The sequence below is a fragment of the Massilia sp. IC2-278 genome, from assembly GCF_020708045.1.
Lineage (GTDB): Bacteria > Pseudomonadota > Gammaproteobacteria > Burkholderiales > Burkholderiaceae_D > Telluria.
On record NZ_JAJFES010000001.1, the window covers coordinates 74,515 to 92,068 of the forward strand.

Annotated in this window: 13 protein-coding genes and 2 tRNA genes; 9 read left to right on the forward strand and 6 right to left on the reverse strand. The window is 64.8% G+C overall.

The features are described from left to right. Nucleotides 1-9 precede the first annotated feature (9 nt). Nucleotides 10-1,164, reverse strand: coding sequence for a GNAT family N-acetyltransferase (locus LK540_RS00355; protein WP_229434914.1), 1,155 nt, complete (start codon nucleotides 1,162-1,164; stop codon nucleotides 10-12). Nucleotides 1,165-1,258: 94 nt separating this feature from the next. Between LK540_RS00355 and LK540_RS00360 the strand changes: the two genes are divergently transcribed. Next, nucleotides 1,259-3,316 carry an NAD(+) synthase gene (locus LK540_RS00360; protein WP_229434916.1) on the forward strand — a complete coding sequence of 686 codons (2,058 nt, stop codon included), beginning with the start codon at nucleotides 1,259-1,261 and terminating at the stop codon, nucleotides 3,314-3,316. Between the two features lie 27 nt (nucleotides 3,317-3,343). Beyond that, complete coding sequence (locus tag LK540_RS00365; protein WP_229434918.1) at nucleotides 3,344-3,682, forward strand: P-II family nitrogen regulator; 339 nt, start codon at nucleotides 3,344-3,346, stop codon at nucleotides 3,680-3,682. Nucleotides 3,683-3,888: 206 nt separating this feature from the next. Here LK540_RS00365 and LK540_RS00370 read toward each other — a convergent pair whose 3' ends face one another. The 4 genes from LK540_RS00370 to trxB form a co-directional block, all read right to left on the reverse strand. Beyond that, on the reverse strand, nucleotides 3,889-4,497 hold the full coding sequence (locus LK540_RS00370) for a trimeric intracellular cation channel family protein (protein ID WP_229434919.1): 609 nt from the start codon (nucleotides 4,495-4,497) through the stop codon (nucleotides 3,889-3,891). 100 nt (nucleotides 4,498-4,597) lie between these two features. Then, on the reverse strand, nucleotides 4,598-6,781 hold the full coding sequence (locus tag LK540_RS00375) for an ATP-binding protein (RefSeq protein WP_229434921.1): 2,184 nt from the start codon (nucleotides 6,779-6,781) through the stop codon (nucleotides 4,598-4,600). 182 nt (nucleotides 6,782-6,963) lie between these two features. Then, the gene (locus LK540_RS00380) at nucleotides 6,964-7,632 is read right to left on the reverse strand and encodes a Smr/MutS family protein (RefSeq protein WP_229434923.1); all 669 of its coding nucleotides are present in this window, start codon (nucleotides 7,630-7,632) and stop codon (nucleotides 6,964-6,966) included. A gap of 123 nt (nucleotides 7,633-7,755) precedes the next feature. After that, entirely contained in the window at nucleotides 7,756-8,712 is a 957-nt protein-coding gene (trxB, locus tag LK540_RS00385; RefSeq protein ID WP_229434925.1) for a thioredoxin-disulfide reductase, read from the reverse strand. 195 nt (nucleotides 8,713-8,907) lie between these two features. Between trxB and LK540_RS00390 the strand changes: the two genes are divergently transcribed. From LK540_RS00390 to LK540_RS00415, 6 genes are all read left to right on the forward strand, one after another. Beyond that, nucleotides 8,908-11,460, forward strand: coding sequence for a DNA translocase FtsK (locus LK540_RS00390; RefSeq protein ID WP_229434927.1), 2,553 nt, complete (start codon nucleotides 8,908-8,910; stop codon nucleotides 11,458-11,460). Nucleotides 11,461-11,592: 132 nt separating this feature from the next. Continuing rightward, complete coding sequence (gene lolA, locus LK540_RS00395; protein WP_229434929.1) at nucleotides 11,593-12,231, forward strand: outer membrane lipoprotein chaperone LolA; 639 nt, start codon at nucleotides 11,593-11,595, stop codon at nucleotides 12,229-12,231. A gap of 200 nt (nucleotides 12,232-12,431) precedes the next feature. Then, nucleotides 12,432-13,742: a replication-associated recombination protein A gene (locus tag LK540_RS00400; RefSeq protein ID WP_229434931.1), complete on the forward strand. Its 1,311-nt coding sequence runs from the start codon at nucleotides 12,432-12,434 to the stop codon at nucleotides 13,740-13,742. A gap of 121 nt (nucleotides 13,743-13,863) precedes the next feature. Next, the gene (serS, locus tag LK540_RS00405) at nucleotides 13,864-15,159 is read left to right on the forward strand and encodes a serine--tRNA ligase (protein WP_229434933.1); all 1,296 of its coding nucleotides are present in this window, start codon (nucleotides 13,864-13,866) and stop codon (nucleotides 15,157-15,159) included. 108 nt (nucleotides 15,160-15,267) lie between these two features. Next, nucleotides 15,268-15,357 (forward strand) — tRNA-Ser (locus LK540_RS00410). Nucleotides 15,358-15,556: 199 nt separating this feature from the next. Beyond that, nucleotides 15,557-15,646: transfer RNA gene (locus tag LK540_RS00415), tRNA-Ser, on the forward strand. 71 nt (nucleotides 15,647-15,717) lie between these two features. Here the strand turns inward: LK540_RS00415 and LK540_RS00420 are convergent. After that, nucleotides 15,718-16,614, reverse strand: a complete 897-nt coding sequence (locus LK540_RS00420) for a LysR family transcriptional regulator (RefSeq protein WP_229434934.1) — start codon at nucleotides 16,612-16,614, stop codon at nucleotides 15,718-15,720. 160 nt (nucleotides 16,615-16,774) lie between these two features. Between LK540_RS00420 and LK540_RS00425 the strand changes: the two genes are divergently transcribed. Then, entirely contained in the window at nucleotides 16,775-17,551 is a 777-nt protein-coding gene (locus tag LK540_RS00425; protein ID WP_229434936.1) for a sulfite exporter TauE/SafE family protein, read from the forward strand. Nucleotides 17,552-17,554: the final 3 nt, after the last annotated feature.

The following is a 17,554-nucleotide window of genomic DNA, read 5'->3' on the forward strand; positions in this document are numbered from 1 at the left end:
AGCACCGCCTCAGCCGGCCGCGTTGCGGAAGGGGTTGCGCTCGTTCAGCTCGTCCATGTAGTCGTCGATCCCGCCCGCTTCGCGTTCGAGGAAACGTTCGATCGCATCTGCGAACGACGGGTGCGCCAGCCAGTGCGCCGAGAAGGTGCGGGTCGGCAGGAAGCCGCGCGCCATCTTGTGCTCGCCCTGGGCCCCGCCCTCGAACACCTTGATGCCTTGCTCGATGCAGAATTCCAGCGGCTGGTAATAGGCTGCCTCGAAGTGCAGGCAGGGCACGTGTTCGATCTCGCCCCAGTAGCGCCCGTACAGGGTGTCGGCCGTGTGGATCACGAGCGAGGCCGCGATCGGCCGCCCTTCGCGTTCGGCGATCACCAGCAGGATATTTTCCGGCATGGCGGCGCCGATGCGGCGGAAGAAGTCCAGGTTCAGGTAGGGCGTCGAGTAATGCGCCGCATAGGTGTGGCGGTAGCAGCGGTTGAAGAAACGCCATTCGTCATCCGTGATGTCGGCTCCGCGCACCCGGCGCATCAGAACGCCGGCTTCCTTCACCTTGCGCCGTTCGGCGCGGATGTTCTTGCGCTTCTTTTGTTCCAGCGTCGCCAGGAAGGCGTCGAAGTCGGCGTACTCATCGTTCAGCCAGTGGAACTGCACGCCGCTGCGCAGCAGGAAGCCGGCCTCCTGCAGCTGGCGCGCGTGCTCCTCGGGCGGGAACAGGATGTGGGTCGACGAAACCTCGGTGGCTTGCTGGGTCGCGCACAGCACCTCGATCAGGGCGGCGCGGGCATCGCTGTCGCGCGCCAGCAGGCGCGGTCCGGCCACCGGCGTGAACGGCACGGCCGACAGGAGCTTCGGGTAATACTCCAGGCCGTGGCGCTGGTAAGCGTCGGCCCAGGCCCAGTCGAACACGTACTCGCCGTAGGAATGTCCCTTCACGTACAGGGGCAGGGCGGCGGCCAGGTCCTCGCCATCGTACAGCGCGATGTACTGCGGCTGCCAGCCGGTCTCCGGGCAGGCGCTGCCGGATTCGTGCAGCGCGTGCAGGAAGGCATACGACAGGAAGGGATTGGCTTCGCCCTGCAGGGCCAGCAAGCCATCCCAGGCGGCCTGGCCGATTTCGGACAAGGATGAAACGATATGCGTGCGATAATTAAAAGTGGCGTTCAAGATGACGTCCAGACTGTTTCCATAACCAGGAGAGGGGTGGGCCGATGTGCCGGGCCGGGCCTTGCACACCGCTTGCCATGCGAAAGACTACGAGATGAACAAGCCATTCTATAACCTCTACTCGCACCAGTTCGCCCGCGTGGCGGTTGCCATCCCGCGTTGCCGCATCGCCGACCCGGCCTACAACGTCGAGCAAACCCTCGCGCTGGCGCGCCAGGCGGCCGATGAAGGCGCGGCGCTTGTCGCATTCCCCGAGCTGGGGCTGTCGGCCTACAGCTGCGAGGATTTGTTCCACCAGCGCGCGCTGCTCGACGCCTGCGAAGCGGCCCTGGCCGCCGTGGTCGAGGCGTCTAACGCTTTGCCCGTGGCGATGGTAGTGGGCCTGCCGCTACGGGTCAATCACCAGCTGTTCAATTGTGCGGCCGTGGTCGCGAACGGCCGCGTGCTCGGCCTGGTGCCGAAAAGCTTCCTGCCGAACTACGGCGAATTCTACGAATCGCGCCAGTTCTCGAATGCCGACAGCGCGAACGTCGATTGCGTCGAACTGTTCGGCGAGATGATTCCTTTTGGTGCGAACCAGGTGTTCGAGGTCGAGAATTTGCCGCTGCTGCGCTTCCACGTCGAGATCTGCGAAGACGTCTGGGTGCCGGTGCCGCCGTCCTCGTTCGCGGCGATGGCCGGCGCCACGGTGCTGGTCAATTTGTCGGCCTCGAACGTATTGGTGGGGAAAAGCACCTACCGCCACCAGCTGGTCAGCCAGCAGTCGGCGCGCTGCATGGCGGCCTACCTGTACACCTCGGCCGGGCGCGGCGAGTCGACCACCGACATGGCCTGGGATGGCCAGTCGCTGATCTACGAAAAGGGCGAATTGCTGGCCGAGTCGAAGCGCTTCCTCGACGAGTCGCACATCATCTTTGCCGACGTTGATTTGGAGCGCCTGTCGCAGGAGCGCATGCGCGCCACCACCTTTGCCCAGTCGGCGGCGCGCCATGGCGCCGAGGTGGCGAAGTTCCGCGTGCAGCGCTTCAGCCTGGCGCTGCCGCTGGAACGCACGCTGCCCTTGCAGCGCGAGATCGAGCGCTTCCCTTATGTGCCGGCCGACCGCGCCCTGCGCGACGAGCGCTGCACCGAGGTCTACAACATCCAGGTCCAGGCCCTGATCCAGCGCCTGTCATCGAGCGGCATCCAGAAGGTGGTGATCGGCGTCTCGGGCGGGCTGGACTCGACCCATGCGCTGCTGGTCTGCGCCGCCGCCATGGACCGCCTGGGCCTGCCGCGCACGAACATCCTGGCCTATACCATGCCGGGCTTCGCCACCAGCGGGCGCACCCTGAGGCAGGCGCACGACCTGATGCGCGTGGTCGGCTGCTCGGCCCAGGAAATCGACATCCGCCCGAGCTGCATCCAGATGCTGAAGGACCTGAACCACCCGTTCGCCGAAGGGAAGGAACAGTACGACGTCACGTTCGAGAACGTGCAGGCCGGCGAACGCACGAATCACCTGTTCCGGCTCGCGAACCACCTGGGCGCGATCGTGATCGGCACCGGCGACCTGTCCGAGCTGGCGCTGGGCTGGTGCACCTATGGCGTGGGCGACCACATGTCGCACTACAACGTGAACGCCAGCGTGCCCAAGACCCTGATTTCGCACCTGGTGCGCTGGGTGGCCGAGACCGAGTCGGTGGTGGCCGGCGGCACCGAGGTGCTGCTGAACATCCTCGGCACCGAGATCAGCCCCGAGCTGGTGCCGGGCAAGGAGGGAGCGGATGGTAATACACAGCCGGCCCAGGTGACCGAGAACGTGATCGGGCCCTACGAGCTGCAGGACTTCAACCTGTACTACATCCTGCGCTACGGCTTTGCGCCGACCAAGGTCGCCTTCCTCGCGTATTCCGCCTGGCGCGCGCGGCACGAAGGCCGCTGGCCGGACGAACACGGCGCGCGCAACGAGTACGACCTGGCCGCGATCAAACGCAACCTCGGCATCTTCCTATGGCGCTTCTTCAAGACCAGCCAGTTCAAGCGCACCTGCGTGCCGAACGGGCCGAAGGTCGGCAACGGCGGCTCGCTGTCGCCACGCGGCGACTGGCGCGCGCCGAGCGATTCCGAGGCCACGGTGTGGCTCGACGACCTGGCGAAGATTCCCGACTGAATACCCATTGTTGAACAAGGAGCAGACATGAAACAGATCACCTGCGTGATCAAACCCTTCAAACTCGACGAAGTGCGCGAGGCGCTGGCGGACGTGAACGTCACCGGCCTGACCGTCACCGAAGTGAAGGGTTTCGGGCGCCAGAAGGGGCATACCGAACTCTATCGCGGCGCGGAATACGTGGTCGACTTCCTGCCGAAGGTGAAGATCGAAGTCGTGGTCGACGATGCCATCACCGACCAGGTGGTGGACGCCATCATCAAGGCCGCGCGTACGGGCAAGATCGGCGACGGCAAGATCTTTGTGCAGGACGTGCAGCAGGTGATTCGTATCCGTACTGGCGAAACCGGGCCGGACGCCGTGTAAGGTGTTGTAGGGTGGGCTCTCGAGCCCACGCAGTGTCAGCGGTAAATACCATGCGGCGTCACCGGGTACGCCGCATGACCTGGCGTCCCGGAAGATGTTTCGGCACATTGTTGCCGTACCGCGTGGGCTCGAGAGCCCACCCTACAAAGGCGCGGTATCGAAGCGCCGCCCGTCAGGTCAAGTCATGCAAGAGCAAAATGCATGGTTCAGCGCCCCATCTGGATATCGAACTTCCAGGTAATCAAGCGCAGCGCACTGATGAACAGGGCGCTGGTCCACAGCGCGAAGTCGTGCGATACCTCGGTGTAGATACCCATCATCAAGAACATCCAGTTGCCCAGGAAGGCGCACAGGGCGTAGGGTTTGCCGTCCCTGAACACCATCGGCACTTCGTTGCAGACGATGTCGCGCAGCACGCCGCCGAAAATCCCCGTGATCACGCCCATCATCGAGGCGATGAAGATCGGCATGTTGGCGTCCAGCGCGGCCGAGGTGCCGGCAATCGAGAACAGGCCCAGTCCCACGGCATCGGCGATCACGATCAGGCGTTCCGACACGATGTGGCGCAGGGTGCGGATCAGCGGCGAGGCGATCAGGGCCAATACGAAGATGGCGATCGCGTATTCCTGGTGCGTGACCCAGAACAGTGGGCGGCGGTCGAGCAGGATGTCGCGCAGGGTGCCGCCGCCGAAGGCGGCGATGAAAGCGACGGTGAACACCCCCACCAGGTCCATGCGCTTGCGCCGTGCTTCGATGAATCCGGAAAAGGCGCCGACCAGGATTGCCACGATTTCGATGAACTTGATGAGGGTCATGCAAGGAGTGCGCAGTTGGACTGTTGCTAGCCTAACATGCAGCGGGCTCCTGCGGTAGGGAGCGCGTGCGGGGCCCGCCCTGCACGCGCACACCGGCGCCTCAGGTCGGCCCGGCCCGCTCCATCTCGGCCAGCGGCAGGCGCACGCCGAACACGACTTGCCCGTCCTGGTGGCGGTAGGCGATCTCGCCTTCGTGCTCGCGCACGATCTGGGCCGCGATGTACAGTCCCAGGCCCATGCCGGTGCGGTTGCGCGGGTTGTGCAGCGAGGTGCGCTTGAAGGGATTGAACATCGAGGCCGCCACTTCCGGTGCGATCGGCGCGCCGGCGTTGGCCACGGTCAGCTCGGCCCAGCCGTGGTCGACGGACAGGCTGGCCACGATCGGCCGCCCGACTTCGCCGTGGTGGCGCGCATTGCTCAGCAAATTGGTCAGCACCTGGGCCAGGCGGCCGCTGTCGGCGCGCACGAACACCGGCCCCGGATTGGCGAACACGTAGTCGATGGTCGGGTAGGCCAGGCGCGATTCGTCGATCACGTCCTCGGCCAGCGCGGCCAGGTCGAGCGGCGCCAGCACCATGCCCAGGCCCATGCCGCCGTCGATGCGGCTCATGTCGAGCACTTGCCCGATCAGGCGCTGCATGCGGTTGCTGGACGACTGGATGCGCCGCGCCAAAGTCGGCTGGGTGCTGCCGCGCTCGAGCAGGGTGCCGGCCATGTTAATCGAGTGCAGCGGGTCGCGCAGGTCGTGCCCGAGCATGGCGAGCAATTGGGCGCGCGTGGATTCGGTCTGGGCGCGCCGCGCGTTCGAGGCGCGCAGCAGTTCGGATTGCGTCAGGCGTGCATTCGACAGCACGGCCAGCTCCCAGGGGTGCGAGCGGCCGCGCACGGTTTCGTGCCAGGCGTCGAACGAGCCGCGCGGCGTCAGGCGCGCGCCGAGCGGGCCGATCTGGATCGTCTTTTCCGGACGGCCGCCCCAGGACACGTGTTCGATCTGCTCGGTGCGCAGCAGCAGGCACCAGCCGCCGCCGGGCGGATCGAAGGGCAGGGCCAGCATGCCGACCCACTTGCCCAGGCTGCCCTGCACTTGCGCCGGCCATTCGTCGAGCGCATCGAAGGTCACGATGTCGCTGGCTTCCTGCGGCAGGGCGCGCACGATGGCTTCGGCCGTCTCGCGCTCGATCGGGCCGTGGCTGAACACCTTGCCGTTGTGGACCGCCACCAGCGCCTGCGAACGGGTCGCAGACATCAGGTCCTGCGCGTGATGGGCCAGGGCGTCGAGCGGCTCTTCGTCGATCAGCAGCGACTCGACCAGGGCGGTGCGCACGCTGGCCGATTGCTCGACCAGTTCGGCGTCGGCGCGCGCCTCGATGCTTTGCACGGTCGAGGCCAGCACCTGGGCCAGCACGTCGGCCGCCATGCGCAGCGCATGCGGCACCTGCTTCGGCGTCATGTGGTGGCAGGCGAGCAGGCCCCAGAGGCGGCCATTGATGACGATCGAGACGCTCATCGAAGCCTGGATGCCCATGTTCTGCAGGTATTCCACATGGATCGGCGAAACGCTGCGCAGCACGCCGAAGCTCATGTCGAGCGGCGCGCCGCCGGGCGCACCCAGCAGCGGCACCGGCTGGTAGCCGATGTCGGCGATCATGCGCAGGGTGTTCAGTACATACAGGCGGCGCGCCTGGGCCGGGATGTCGCCTGCGGGATAGCGCTGGCCGAGGTAGGGGACCAGGTCGTCGTGGCGCGCCTCGGCCACCACGTCGCCGCTGTCGTCTTCGCGGAAGCGGTAGGCCATCACGCGGTCGAAGCCGGTGAAGTCGCGCACCTGGCGCACTGCCGTTTCCAGCAGGCCCTCGATGCTGCGCTGGCGCCGCACGCGCTCGATCGAGCTGTGCGCGCGCACGGCGAACAGGGCGACTTCGTCGGCCGGCACGTCGCGCGACTCGAATTCGGCCACGATGCGGCCGTTCGTGCCATGCACGATGGCGTCGAAACCGCGGCCGTCGACCATCACCGCCGCCACCATCGGCGCGCATTCGCCTTCACCTACGGCGTCGGCGCACTCGGCAATCAGTTCGGCGCAGGCGGCAGGCAAGGGGAGTTCGGTATAGGAGCGGCCAAGTTGCAGGGCGGCCAGCAGCCCGGCGGGCACGTTCGCGCTCCAGCCTTCGACAAGACCCTGCGTATCCATGAACACGAGGAAGCCGTGTGGTTGAATCGATCCCGGAACGTGGATGGGTTCTTCTGCGCAGTTCGCCAGGTCTGCCTGGGCGGGCACAGGCATCGGGACGGCCTGAATCGACTTCAATGTATTCCCTTCTATTTAGGGGGGCTGGACAGCTACGCTGGCATTCTACAACGCGACGTCGACGGGGAGCGCACCGGTTTGTTTCACGATAGTACTAAAAACGGAGAAGGCGCGCCGGATGAGGCTATTCTGACACAAGCTAGTGTCAATACGGAAATTCAGCGATCCAGCGCCGGCTTCAACAGCACGACCAGGGCGCCATGGCCGCCGTCGGCGCGGTTGGCCACGCAGAAGGCCACCACTTCGTCCTTTTGCACCAGCCAGCTGTGCACCACCGAGCGCAGCACCGGCTCGCCGTTCGGCGAACCGTAGCCGATGCCGTGGATGATGCGCACGCAGCGCACCCCGCGGCGCATGCTGCGGCGGATGAAGTCGCCCACCTGGCCGCGCGCGACGTCGCGCGTCATGCCGTGCAGGTCGAGCTCGTCCTGGATGGGCCAGTGGCGCTTGCGTAGTTTTTTTACAACATCCGGGCCGACGCCCTCGCGCGCATAGCTGAGGGTGGGGTCGTCGTCGAGCAGGCCGTCGACGTCGAACAGGTCCGACAGTGATTCCTGCAGCACCAGGGCGTCGTCTTCTTCCTGGCTCAGGCGGCGCTGCTCGGGCGTAGCGCGCAGCAGCGCTTCCTGCACCGGGCGGTAGACGTAGCGGTCCGATTCCGGCAGCTTCGTCACGCCGTCCATGGCGCCGCGAAATTCCACGGCGCGTTCGCGCGCGATGCGCTCGCGCCGCTCACGGGCGGCCTGTTCGATGGCGCGCACGCGTTCCTCTTCCTTGAGCTGGTCGCGCAAGGATTTCAGGTCGGCAAAGTCCTTCATGCCTGCCATCGTCAGTTTCGTCCTTCCATTAACGTGTGTGAAAAAGACGCCAGGGCAAGGCGCGTCGTCGAAGACAGTACGAATGTACGGCGAGACGATGCAACGCAGCCATGGCGTTTTTTTCGCGCACGTTTATTCGCCCAGGGCTTCCAGGTAGCGCTGCGCATCCAGCGCGGCCATGCAGCCGGTGCCCGAGCTGGTGATCGCCTGGCGGTAGATATGGTCCTGCACGTCGCCGGCGGCAAACACGCCCGGCACGCTGGTGGCCGTGGCCATGCCTTCGGTGCCGCTGCGGGTCTTGATGTAGCCGTTGTGCATGTCCAGCTGGCCCTCGAAGATCATGGTGTTCGGCTTGTGGCCGATGGCCACGAACAGGCCGTGCACGGTCAGTTCCTTGTCGGCGCCGTTGTCGGTCGACTTCAGTTTCAGGCCGGTCACGCCGCTGTTGTCGCCGACCACCTGGTCCAGGGTGTGGTTCAGTTCCAGTGCGATCTTGCCTTCGGCAACCTTGGCCATCAGGCGGTCGACCAGGATCGGTTCGGCGCGGAACTTGTCGCGGCGGTGGATCAGCGTCACTTTCGAGGCGATGCCGGCCAGGTACAGGGCTTCCTCGACCGCGGTGTTGCCGCCGCCGATGACCGCCACTTCCTGGTTACGGTAGAAGAAGCCGTCGCAGGTGGCGCAGGCCGAGACGCCGCGGCCCATGAAGGCTTGTTCCGATTCCAGGCCCAGGTACTGGGCCGAGGCGCCGGTGGCGATGATCAGGGCGTCGCAGGTGAATTCGTGCGAGTCGCCGACCAAGCGGATCGGCTTTTCGTTCAGGTAAGTCGTGTGGATGTGGTCGAACACGATCTCGGTGTTGAAGCGCTCGGCGTGCTGCAGCAGGCGCTGCATCAGCTCCGGGCCCTGCACGCCGAGCGGGTCGCCCGGCCAGTTTTCCACATCGGTTGTCGTCATCAGTTGACCGCCTTGTTCGACACCGGTGACCAGCATCGGTTGCAGATTGGCACGCGCGGCGTAGACGGCGGCGCTGTAGCCGGCAGGACCGGAACCGAGGATCAGGACTTTGGCGTGTTTCTTAGTGGTCATGAGAGCAGAGGAAATGATGTGGAAAATTGGAAACTGGGGGCGGGACGCGCAGAATCAAGACAGCGATTTCGTCGTCGAATACAACGCAGATTATAGACGATGATGCGCACAAGCATGAATGATGAGGCCGTCTTGGCAATATATGCCTTAGAATGGCTGGATTCCGCTATCGCGAAGATGAATGCACCACGCAGCATGAGCAAGAAGAGTTCCGCCCCTCCCTCGAATGTCCCCCGCAATACGGCCGGCCGCGCTCCGCTGCCGGGCAGGCTTGCGCGCCTCCTGCTGGAAGCGCGCTGGATCGCCATGGCGGTCGCCTTCCTGTATTTCGTCCTGATCCTGCTGAGCTACAACAAGGCCGATCCGGGCTGGTCGCACGCGAACACCGTGCCGCAGATTGCCAATCTCGGCGGCAAGGCCGGCGCCTGGCTCGCCGACTTGCTGCTGTTTATCTTCGGCTTTTCCGCCTGGTGGTGGGGCGGCCTGTTCCTGCGCGCCGTCTGGCGCGGCTACCGGCGCCTGAAAGACACCGATCCGGCCCCGCGCGAACCCGAGCACCAGGACGAATTCATCATCCGCTGGATCGGCTTCGCCCTGATGTTCGCCGGCAGCGTCGGCCTGGAATACCTGCGCATGTGGTCCTGGGACGTCGATCTGCCGCGCGCCCCGGGCGGCGTGCTCGGCCAGCTGCTGGGCCACGCTTCGCAGGTCGCCTTCGGCTTTACCGGCGCCACGCTGCTCCTGCTGCTGCTGTTCGGCCTGGGCTTTTCGCTGTTCTTCCAGGTGTCCTGGCTGGCCGTGGCCGAGCGCATCGGCGAGTCGGCCGAGATGACGCTGGACTGGTTCCGCCGCCGCATGGAGGCCGGCGAAGACCGCCGCCAGGGCGAAGCCGCCGCTGTCAAGCGCGACGAAGCGGTGGTCACCGAACGCGCCCGCCACGTGGAGAAGCAGCCGGCGCCGGCCCTGCGCACCGAGCCCCAGCTGGAACTGAGCAAGGCGGCCGCATCGGCCCCGGCGCGCCCGGCCATGAAGGAGCCGCGCCTGGAGCCGGACGAGGTGCCCGAATACATCGACCTGGACGAGGACTTTAGTAGCAGCCCGCCTCCGGCCGCGAAGCCGCCGCGCACGCCGGCCCCGGCCGCTGTCGGTGCCGAGCCGGTCCTGGCGCCGATCAAGATCGAGCCGCAAATGATGTCGGTGCCGAAAGGCGAGCGCGCGGTCAAGGAGCAACAGACCCCGCTGTTCCGCGACTTGCCAGGCGACTCGACCCTGCCGCCGCTGGCCCTGCTCGACGAAGCGCCGCCGGCCCAGGAAACCGTGGCCGTCGACGTGCTGGAATTCACGAGCCGCCTGATCGAGAAAAAGCTGTCGGACTTCGGCGTCGAAGCCGCGGTCGTGGCCGCCTATCCGGGCCCGGTCGTCACGCGCTACGAAATCGAGCCGGCCACCGGCGTGAAAGGCAGCCAGATCGTCAACCTGGCGCGCGACCTGGCGCGTTCGCTGTCGCTGACCTCGATCCGCGTGGTCGAGACCATTCCCGGCAAGAACTACATGGCGCTGGAACTGCCGAATCCGAAGCGCCAGATCGTGCGCCTGACGGAAATCGTCGGCTCCAAGGTCTACAACGACTCCGCCTCGAACCTGACGGTGGCGCTGGGCAAGGATATCGCCGGCAAGCCGGTGGTGGCCGACCTGGCCAAGATGCCGCACCTGCTGGTTGCCGGTACCACCGGCTCCGGTAAGTCGGTGGGCATCAACGCCACCATCCTGTCGCTGCTGTACAAATCCGACCCGGCGGACGTGCGCCTGATCCTGATCGACCCGAAGATGCTGGAAATGTCGGTGTATGAGGGCATCCCGCACCTGCTGGCGCCGGTGGTGACCGACATGCGCCAGGCCGGCCACGCCCTGAACTGGGCCGTGAACGAGATGGAGCGCCGGTACAAGTTAATGTCTAAATTGGGCGTGCGTAACCTGGCCGGCTACAACGCCAAGATCGCGGAAGCAACGAAGCGGGAAGAGCACATTCCGAATCCATTCTCGATCATGCCCGACAATCCCGAGCCGCTGGAAAAGCTGCCGACGATCGTCATCATCATCGACGAACTCGCCGACCTGATGATGGTGGTCGGCAAGAAGGTGGAAGAACTGATCGCCCGTATCGCCCAGAAGGCGCGTGCGGCGGGGATCCACCTGATTCTTGCGACCCAGCGCCCGTCGGTCGACGTGATCACCGGCCTGATCAAGGCGAACATCCCGACCCGCATCGCGTTCCAGGTCTCGTCGAAAATCGACTCGCGCACGATTCTCGACCAGATGGGGGCCGAAACCCTGCTCGGCATGGGCGACATGCTGTACATGCCGCCGGGCACCGGCCTGCCGGTGCGCGTGCACGGCGCCTTTGTCTCGGACGACGAAGTGCATCGAGTTGTAAAACATCTTCAATCGATGGGCGAGCCGAATTACATTGAAGGCATCCTGGAAGGCGGCACGATGGAAGAGGGCGGCGCCGGCGGCGATGCCACGGCCGGCGAGGGCGGCGGCGAGTCCGACGCCATGTACGACCAGGCGGTGCAGGTCGTGCTGAAGAACCGCCGCGCGTCGATTTCGCTGGTCCAGCGCCACCTGCGCATCGGCTACAACCGCGCTGCGCGCCTGCTCGAGCAGATGGAGCAGAGCGGCGTGGTCTCGCCGATGCAATCGAACGGCAACCGCGACATCCTCGTGCCCGCCACCAGCGCCGAGTAACCAAGCCGGTACTTTGAAGTCCATCCAACCGGGCGGTTTGCATGCCGCCTTCGTAGGGTGGGCCGGGCCGCGCAAGGCACCTGTGCCCACGCGGTCGTGCCCATGCACACCCCAACGCAAAAAAGGACCACGATGAAGAACAACACGAAAACGACTATCGCCACCCTGATCGCCACCGCCACCCTGGCCCTGGCCGGCACCGCCCACGCCGCCGCATTGGACCAATTCAAATCCTTCGTCTCCGGCACCAAATCCGCCAAGGGCGAATTCACCCAGCAACAGCAACGCAAGTCCACCAACGGCAAGGCCACGCCTGCCTCGAGCGGCAGCTTCGTCTTCGCCCGCCCCGGCAAGTTCATCTGGACCTACCAGAAGCCCTACGAACAAGTGCTGCAGGCCGACGGCGACCAGCTCTACATCTACGACAAGGACCTGAACCAGGTCACCACCAGGAAGCTCGGCAACGCATTGGGTTCCTCGCCGGCCGCCATCCTGTTCGGCAGCAACGACCTGGAAAAGAACTTCACCCTGTCCGAAGCCGGCACGCGCGACGGCCTGGAATGGCTGAACGCCGTACCGAAGGCGCGCGACACGACCTTCGAACAGATCAGCATCGGCCTGCGCGACGGCATTCCGCAGGCAATGGAACTGAAGGACACCTTCGGCCAGACCTCGGTGCTGAAGTTCACCAATTTCCAGCGCAACCCGTCTCTGGGCGCCCAGCAGTTCAAGTTCGAGATGCCGAAGGGCGCGGACGTCATCAATAACTGACGCGCCTAGCTGTAGCCTGCCATCCGAAGCCGCTCCTGACCGGGGCGGCTTTTTTCATGGGTGGGCCAGGCTTGCATCAAGCGTGCGAGGGCGCCCGGCATGCGTGCACTTCGCGGCGTGTGCAGGCATCGGCTACACTAGCTGCATGCACAACCATTCGCACTATTTCGCCGTTCCGGCACCCGTTCGGGGAGCGCCGCATGGATGACCTGTTCAAGCACGAACCCGCGGCCCCGCTGGCCGAAGCCCTGCGTCCGCGCACCATTGATGAAGTGATCGGCCAAAGCCACCTGCTCGGCCCCGGCAAGCCGCTGAACCTGGTGTTCAAGTCCGGCAAGCCGCACTCGATGATCCTGTGGGGCCCGCCCGGCGTCGGCAAGACCACGCTGGCGCGCCTGACGGCCTACGCCTTCGACTGCGAATTCATCGCCCTGTCCGCTGTGTTGTCCGGCGTGAAGGACATTCGCGCCGCCGTCGAGCAGGCCGAGCAGTACCTGGCGCGCGGCAAGCACACGATTTTGTTCATCGACGAGATCCACCGCTTCAACAAGTCGCAGCAGGATGCCTTGCTGCCCTTCGTCGAGTCCGGTCTCGTGACGCTGATCGGCGCCACCACCGAGAACCCCTCGTTCGAAGTGAATTCGGCGCTGCTGTCGCGCTCGCAGGTGTACGTGCTCAAAGCCTTGAACGACGACGAAATGCGCCAGCTCCTGAAGCGCGCGCAGGAAAGGGTGCTGAAGCACCTGACGTTTGACGAGGTCGCGGTGAATACCCTGGTCGGCTATGCCGACGGCGACGCGCGCCGCTTCCTGAACCTGCTGGAGCAGACCAAAACCTCGGCCGAGACTTCTGGCATCACCACCATTACCGGCGAGTTCGTCGACAACGCGCTGACCCTGAATTCGCGCCGCTTCGACAAGGGCGGCGACAATTTCTACGACCAGATCTCGGCCCTGCACAAGTCGGTGCGCGGTTCGCATCCGGATGCGGCCCTGTACTGGCTGTGCCGCATGCTCGACGGTGGCGCCGATGCTAAGTACCTGTCGCGCCGCATCGTGCGCATGGCCTGGGAAGACATCGGCCTGGCCGACCCGCGCGCGCTGCAGATCGCGAACGACGCCGCCACGACCTACGAGCGGCTGGGCTCGCCCGAGGGCGAACTGGCGCTGGGGCAGGCCGTGATCTATCTCGCCATTGCCGCGAAGAGCAACGCCGGCTACAACGCCTTCAATGCGGCCATGGCGTTCGTGCGCAAGGATAAGTCGCGCGAAGTGCCGGTGCACCTGCGCAATGCGCCGACCAAGCTCATGAAGGAGCTGGGCTACGGCCACGAATACCGCTATGCGCACGACGAGCCGAACGCCTATGCGGCCGGCGAAACCTACCTGCCGGACGGCATGCCCGAGCCGCGCTGGTACCAGCCGGTGCCGCGCGGGATCGAGGCCAAGGTGGCCGACAAGCTGGCCTTCCTGCGCCAGCTCGACGCCGACGCGCAAGGCGAAGAAAGTTGAGGGAAGGGGGCGCGCCCGCCGCCCTTAGCAAGCTCATCCATTACGCGCGTAAATCACGCTTTGGAAACGCTGTCCCCTTGGTACAATTGCGTTTTCGACATACGCCTCGCAGAAGCCGACAATGATAGATATCCAACTCCTCCGCAAAGACATCGACAACGTCGCCGCCCGACTGGCGACCCGCAAGTTCCAGCTCGACGTGAACGCCTTCAACGCCCTGGAGGCCGAGCGCAAGGCCATCCAGATCCGCACCGAAGAGCTGCAGGGCAAGCGCAACTCGCTGTCCAAGCAGATCGGCATGCTCAAGGGCAAAGGCGAAGACACCACCGCCGTGATGGCCGAAGTGGCCGGCCTGGGCGACGAACTGAAGGCCAACGAAGTCTCGCTGGCCGACGTCCAGCGCAAGATGGCCGAGTTCATGGAAGCCATCCCGAACCTGCCGCACGAATCGGTCCCGGCTGGCCAGGACGAAACCGGCAACGTCGAAGTGCGCAAGGTCGGCACGCCGCCGGCTTTCGAGTTCGAAGTGAAAGACCACGTCGATATCGGCGAAAAGCTGGGCCTGGACTTCGACACTGCCACCAAGCTGACCGGCTCGCGTTTCTCGGTGATGAAGGGCGGCATCGCGCGCCTGCACCGCGCGCTGGCCCAGTTCATGCTGGACACCCACACCGACAAGCACGGCTACACCGAGTGCTACACCCCTTACATGGTGAATGCCGATTCGCTGCGCGGCACCGGCCAGCTGCCGAAGTTCGAGGAAGACCTGTTCTCGGTGAAGAAGGGCGGTGCGGAAGGCGAGGGCGAGACCTTCTACCTGATCCCGACCTCGGAAGTCTCGCTGACGAATATCGTGCGCGACGAGATCGTGCCGCTCGACGCGCTGCCGATCCGCATGACCGCGCACACGCCGTGCTTCCGCTCGGAAGCGGGCAGCTACGGCCGCGACACGCGTGGCATGATCCGCCAGCACCAGTTCGATAAAGTCGAGCTCGTTCAGGTGGTGCATCCCGAGCAGTCGTACGCGGCGCTGGAAGAAATGGTCGGCCAGGCCGAGTTCATCCTGCAATCGCTGGGCCTGCCTTACCGCGTGATGTCGCTGTGCACCGGCGACATGGGCTTCGGCGCGGCCAAGACCTACGATCTGGAAGTCTGGCTGCCGGCGCAGAACACCTACCGCGAGATTTCCTCGCTGTCGAACACGGAATCGTTCCAGGCCCGCCGAATGGGCGCGCGTTTCCGCAATGCCCAGAACAAGCCTGAGCTGCTGCATACGCTCAATGGTTCGGGCCTGGCGGTGGGACGTACGCTGGTGGCGGTGCTGGAGAACTTCCAGCAGGCCGATGGCAGCGTGGTCATTCCGGAAGTGCTGCGTCCGTACATGGGCGGCCTGGAGCGCCTGGCAGTGGCTGCCTGAATGTCGAAAGGGGAGGGGTGATTCGTTTGAAACGAATTAGCTCTTCCGTTTTCGGTAGAGGCTGGCTATAATGCATGTCTCTTGCAGCGACCACGCCGCAATGAAGTAGGAGAGGTGGCAGAGTGGTCGAATGTACCTGACTCGAAATCAGGCGTACGGGTGACCGTACCGTGGGTTCGAATCCCACCCTCTCCGCCAAGTATTGAGCGAAAAAGGCTTCCGAAAGGAAGCCTTTTTTGTTTTCCGTGTCCCGTCCCTGTCATATCGTTTCCGTTCGCTGAGGCTGCCGACCCGTCGAAAAAGAAACTTTATGCTCTCGACATCTTTCTTCTTCCACAAACGGAAATGACCCGCTATAATGCGGCCTCGCTTGTAGCGACCGCAACGCACCGAATAAGGAGAGGTGGCAGAGTGGTCGAATGTACCTGACTCGAAATCAGGCGTACGGGTGACCGTACCGTGGGTTCGAATCCCACCCTCTCCGCCAGTAGTAGCAAAAGGGCTTCCGAATGGAAGCCCTTTTTGTTTCTGGCTACTTCACTTGGTAGATGGCGTCGCTCACCCTGCATCTTGCTTGAACCACTCGACTAGAAAGTCGATAAACGCCGTTACCTTCGCCGACAGATTCGCCCGTTCCGGATACACTGCAAACACATCCGCGCTCGGCAATTCCCAGTCCTCCAGCAGCGGCACCAGCTTCCCCTCGGCCAAGTGAGAGTGAATGTCCCACTCCGAGCGCATTAAAATGCCGAACCCGGCCAGCGCCCACAGCACACCCGTCTCGCCATCGTTCGTACTCAGGACGCCGCGCACCTTTACCGTTTCTTCCTTGTTCCCGCGCACGAAGTGCCAGGTGCCGAACGCGGCCGCGGTTTCGCGCAGCACGATGCAGTGGTGGTGTTGCAGATCGCGCGGCTTGCCAGGGATGCCATGCTCACGCAGGTAGTCCGGCGAAGCGCACAGTACTCTCCGGTTGGCGAGGATACGCCGCGCAACCATGCGCGAGTCCGGCACGGTGCCGAACCAGATGCCGAGGTCGAAGGCCTGGTCCGCCAGCTTGGCAGGGCGGTCGGTGAGGTCGAGCTGGACGTCGACCTGCGGATAGCGCCGCGCGAACGCGATGATGGCCGGCGCGATGTGCCGGCGACCGAAGCCGAAGGTGGCATTCACTCGCAGCAGTCCCTTGGGGACGGCACGGCTGCTCGAGACGGACTGTTCCAGTTCCTGCAGCTCCGACAGCAGGCGCGCCCCCGTCGCCAGGTAGACCTCGCCCTCATGGGTGACGCTGATGCGGCGCGTAGTGCGGTTCAGCAGGCGCACACCCAGGCGCTTTTCCAGTGCCGCCAGGCGGGCTGTGATGGCCGGCGGCGTCACACCCCATTCGCGCGCCAGCGCAGCCAGCGAACCCCGCTTGACCAACTCGACAAAAAAGGCCAGGTCGGAAACACTGTCCATTATTCAGTTTGATTTAAGAATGGATAAAGTTGCAGTTTATTATGAAAGTGGAGCGAATGGTTACACTGTGGTCTGCGGCAGGGCGGCATGACGCTGATCCATCCGCAGTACTCATGAACTTTTGCGCTGCCCGTGCCAGGGTAGGGCGCCCATTGCACCAATGACGAACATCCTGCCTGCCATCCTCCTGAACACCGCCCTCGGCGCCGGCTTGGGTTTTGCCGGCGGCCTGCTCGGCATCGGCGGCGGCCTGATCGCGATTCCCGTGCTGGCCTGGCTATATGGCATGGACCAGCACCTGGCCCAGGGCACGGCCCTGGTCATGATCGTGCCGAACGTGTTGATCGGCTTTTTCCGCTACCACCAGAAACACCGCATCGATTTGCGTGCGGTGGCCGCGATCAGCGTGTTCTCGATGGTGGCGGCCTACGTGGCAGGGCGCCTGGCCAGCGGCATCGATTCCGGCGTGCTGCGCATCGCCTTTGCCCTGTTCCTGATTGCGCTGGCCCTGTACTTCGGTAGCGGCGTGCTGCGCCGCGCGCGCGGTGGCGCCGAGGCGCCGGCCCCGGCGCCGCGCCAGATGACGCGCTCGGCCTTGCCCCTGCTCGGCATTGCCAGCGGCGCCATGTCGGGCATCTTCACCATCGGCGGCGGGCTGGTGGTGGTGCCGGCCCTGGTCAGTTTGTTCCGCATGGAGCAGACCCGTGCGCAAGGGACGGCGCTGGCGCTGGTGGTGCCGAGTTCGGCCATCGCCTTGTTTGCGTATGCCCAAGGGCAGCACGTGGCGTGGGACGTGGGCGTGCCGATGGCGGTCGGCGGCATCGCCAGCGTGTCGGCGGGCGTGGCGCTGGCCTACCGCTTCCCCGCGGCGCGTTTGCGGCTGCTGTTTTGCGCGGTACTGCTGGTCACCGCCGGGGCGATGCTGGTGACCGGGTAAGCT

Bases quoted from the DNA above. Each gene is read 5' to 3' on its own strand.
- LK540_RS00400 (WP_229434931.1), top strand. From the start codon at position 12,432: ATGGATGACCTGTTCAAGCACGAACCCGCGGCCCCGCTGGCCGAAGCC.
- serS (WP_229434933.1), top strand. From the start codon at position 13,864: ATGATAGATATCCAACTCCTCCGCAAAGACATCGACAACGTCGCCGCC.
- LK540_RS00360 (WP_229434916.1), top strand. From the start codon at position 1,259: ATGAACAAGCCATTCTATAACCTCTACTCGCACCAGTTCGCCCGCGTG.
- trxB (WP_229434925.1), bottom strand. From the start codon at position 8,712: ATGACCACTAAGAAACACGCCAAAGTCCTGATCCTCGGTTCCGGTCCT.
- LK540_RS00370 (WP_229434919.1), bottom strand. From the start codon at position 4,497: ATGACCCTCATCAAGTTCATCGAAATCGTGGCAATCCTGGTCGGCGCC.
- LK540_RS00390 (WP_229434927.1), top strand. From the start codon at position 8,908: ATGAGCAAGAAGAGTTCCGCCCCTCCCTCGAATGTCCCCCGCAATACG.
- LK540_RS00420 (WP_229434934.1), bottom strand. From the start codon at position 16,614: ATGGACAGTGTTTCCGACCTGGCCTTTTTTGTCGAGTTGGTCAAGCGG.
- LK540_RS00380 (WP_229434923.1), bottom strand. From the start codon at position 7,632: ATGGCAGGCATGAAGGACTTTGCCGACCTGAAATCCTTGCGCGACCAG.
- lolA (WP_229434929.1), top strand. From the start codon at position 11,593: ATGAAGAACAACACGAAAACGACTATCGCCACCCTGATCGCCACCGCC.
- LK540_RS00365 (WP_229434918.1), top strand. From the start codon at position 3,344: ATGAAACAGATCACCTGCGTGATCAAACCCTTCAAACTCGACGAAGTG.
- LK540_RS00425 (WP_229434936.1), top strand. From the start codon at position 16,775: ATGACGAACATCCTGCCTGCCATCCTCCTGAACACCGCCCTCGGCGCC.
- LK540_RS00375 (WP_229434921.1), bottom strand. From the start codon at position 6,781: ATGCCTGTGCCCGCCCAGGCAGACCTGGCGAACTGCGCAGAAGAACCC.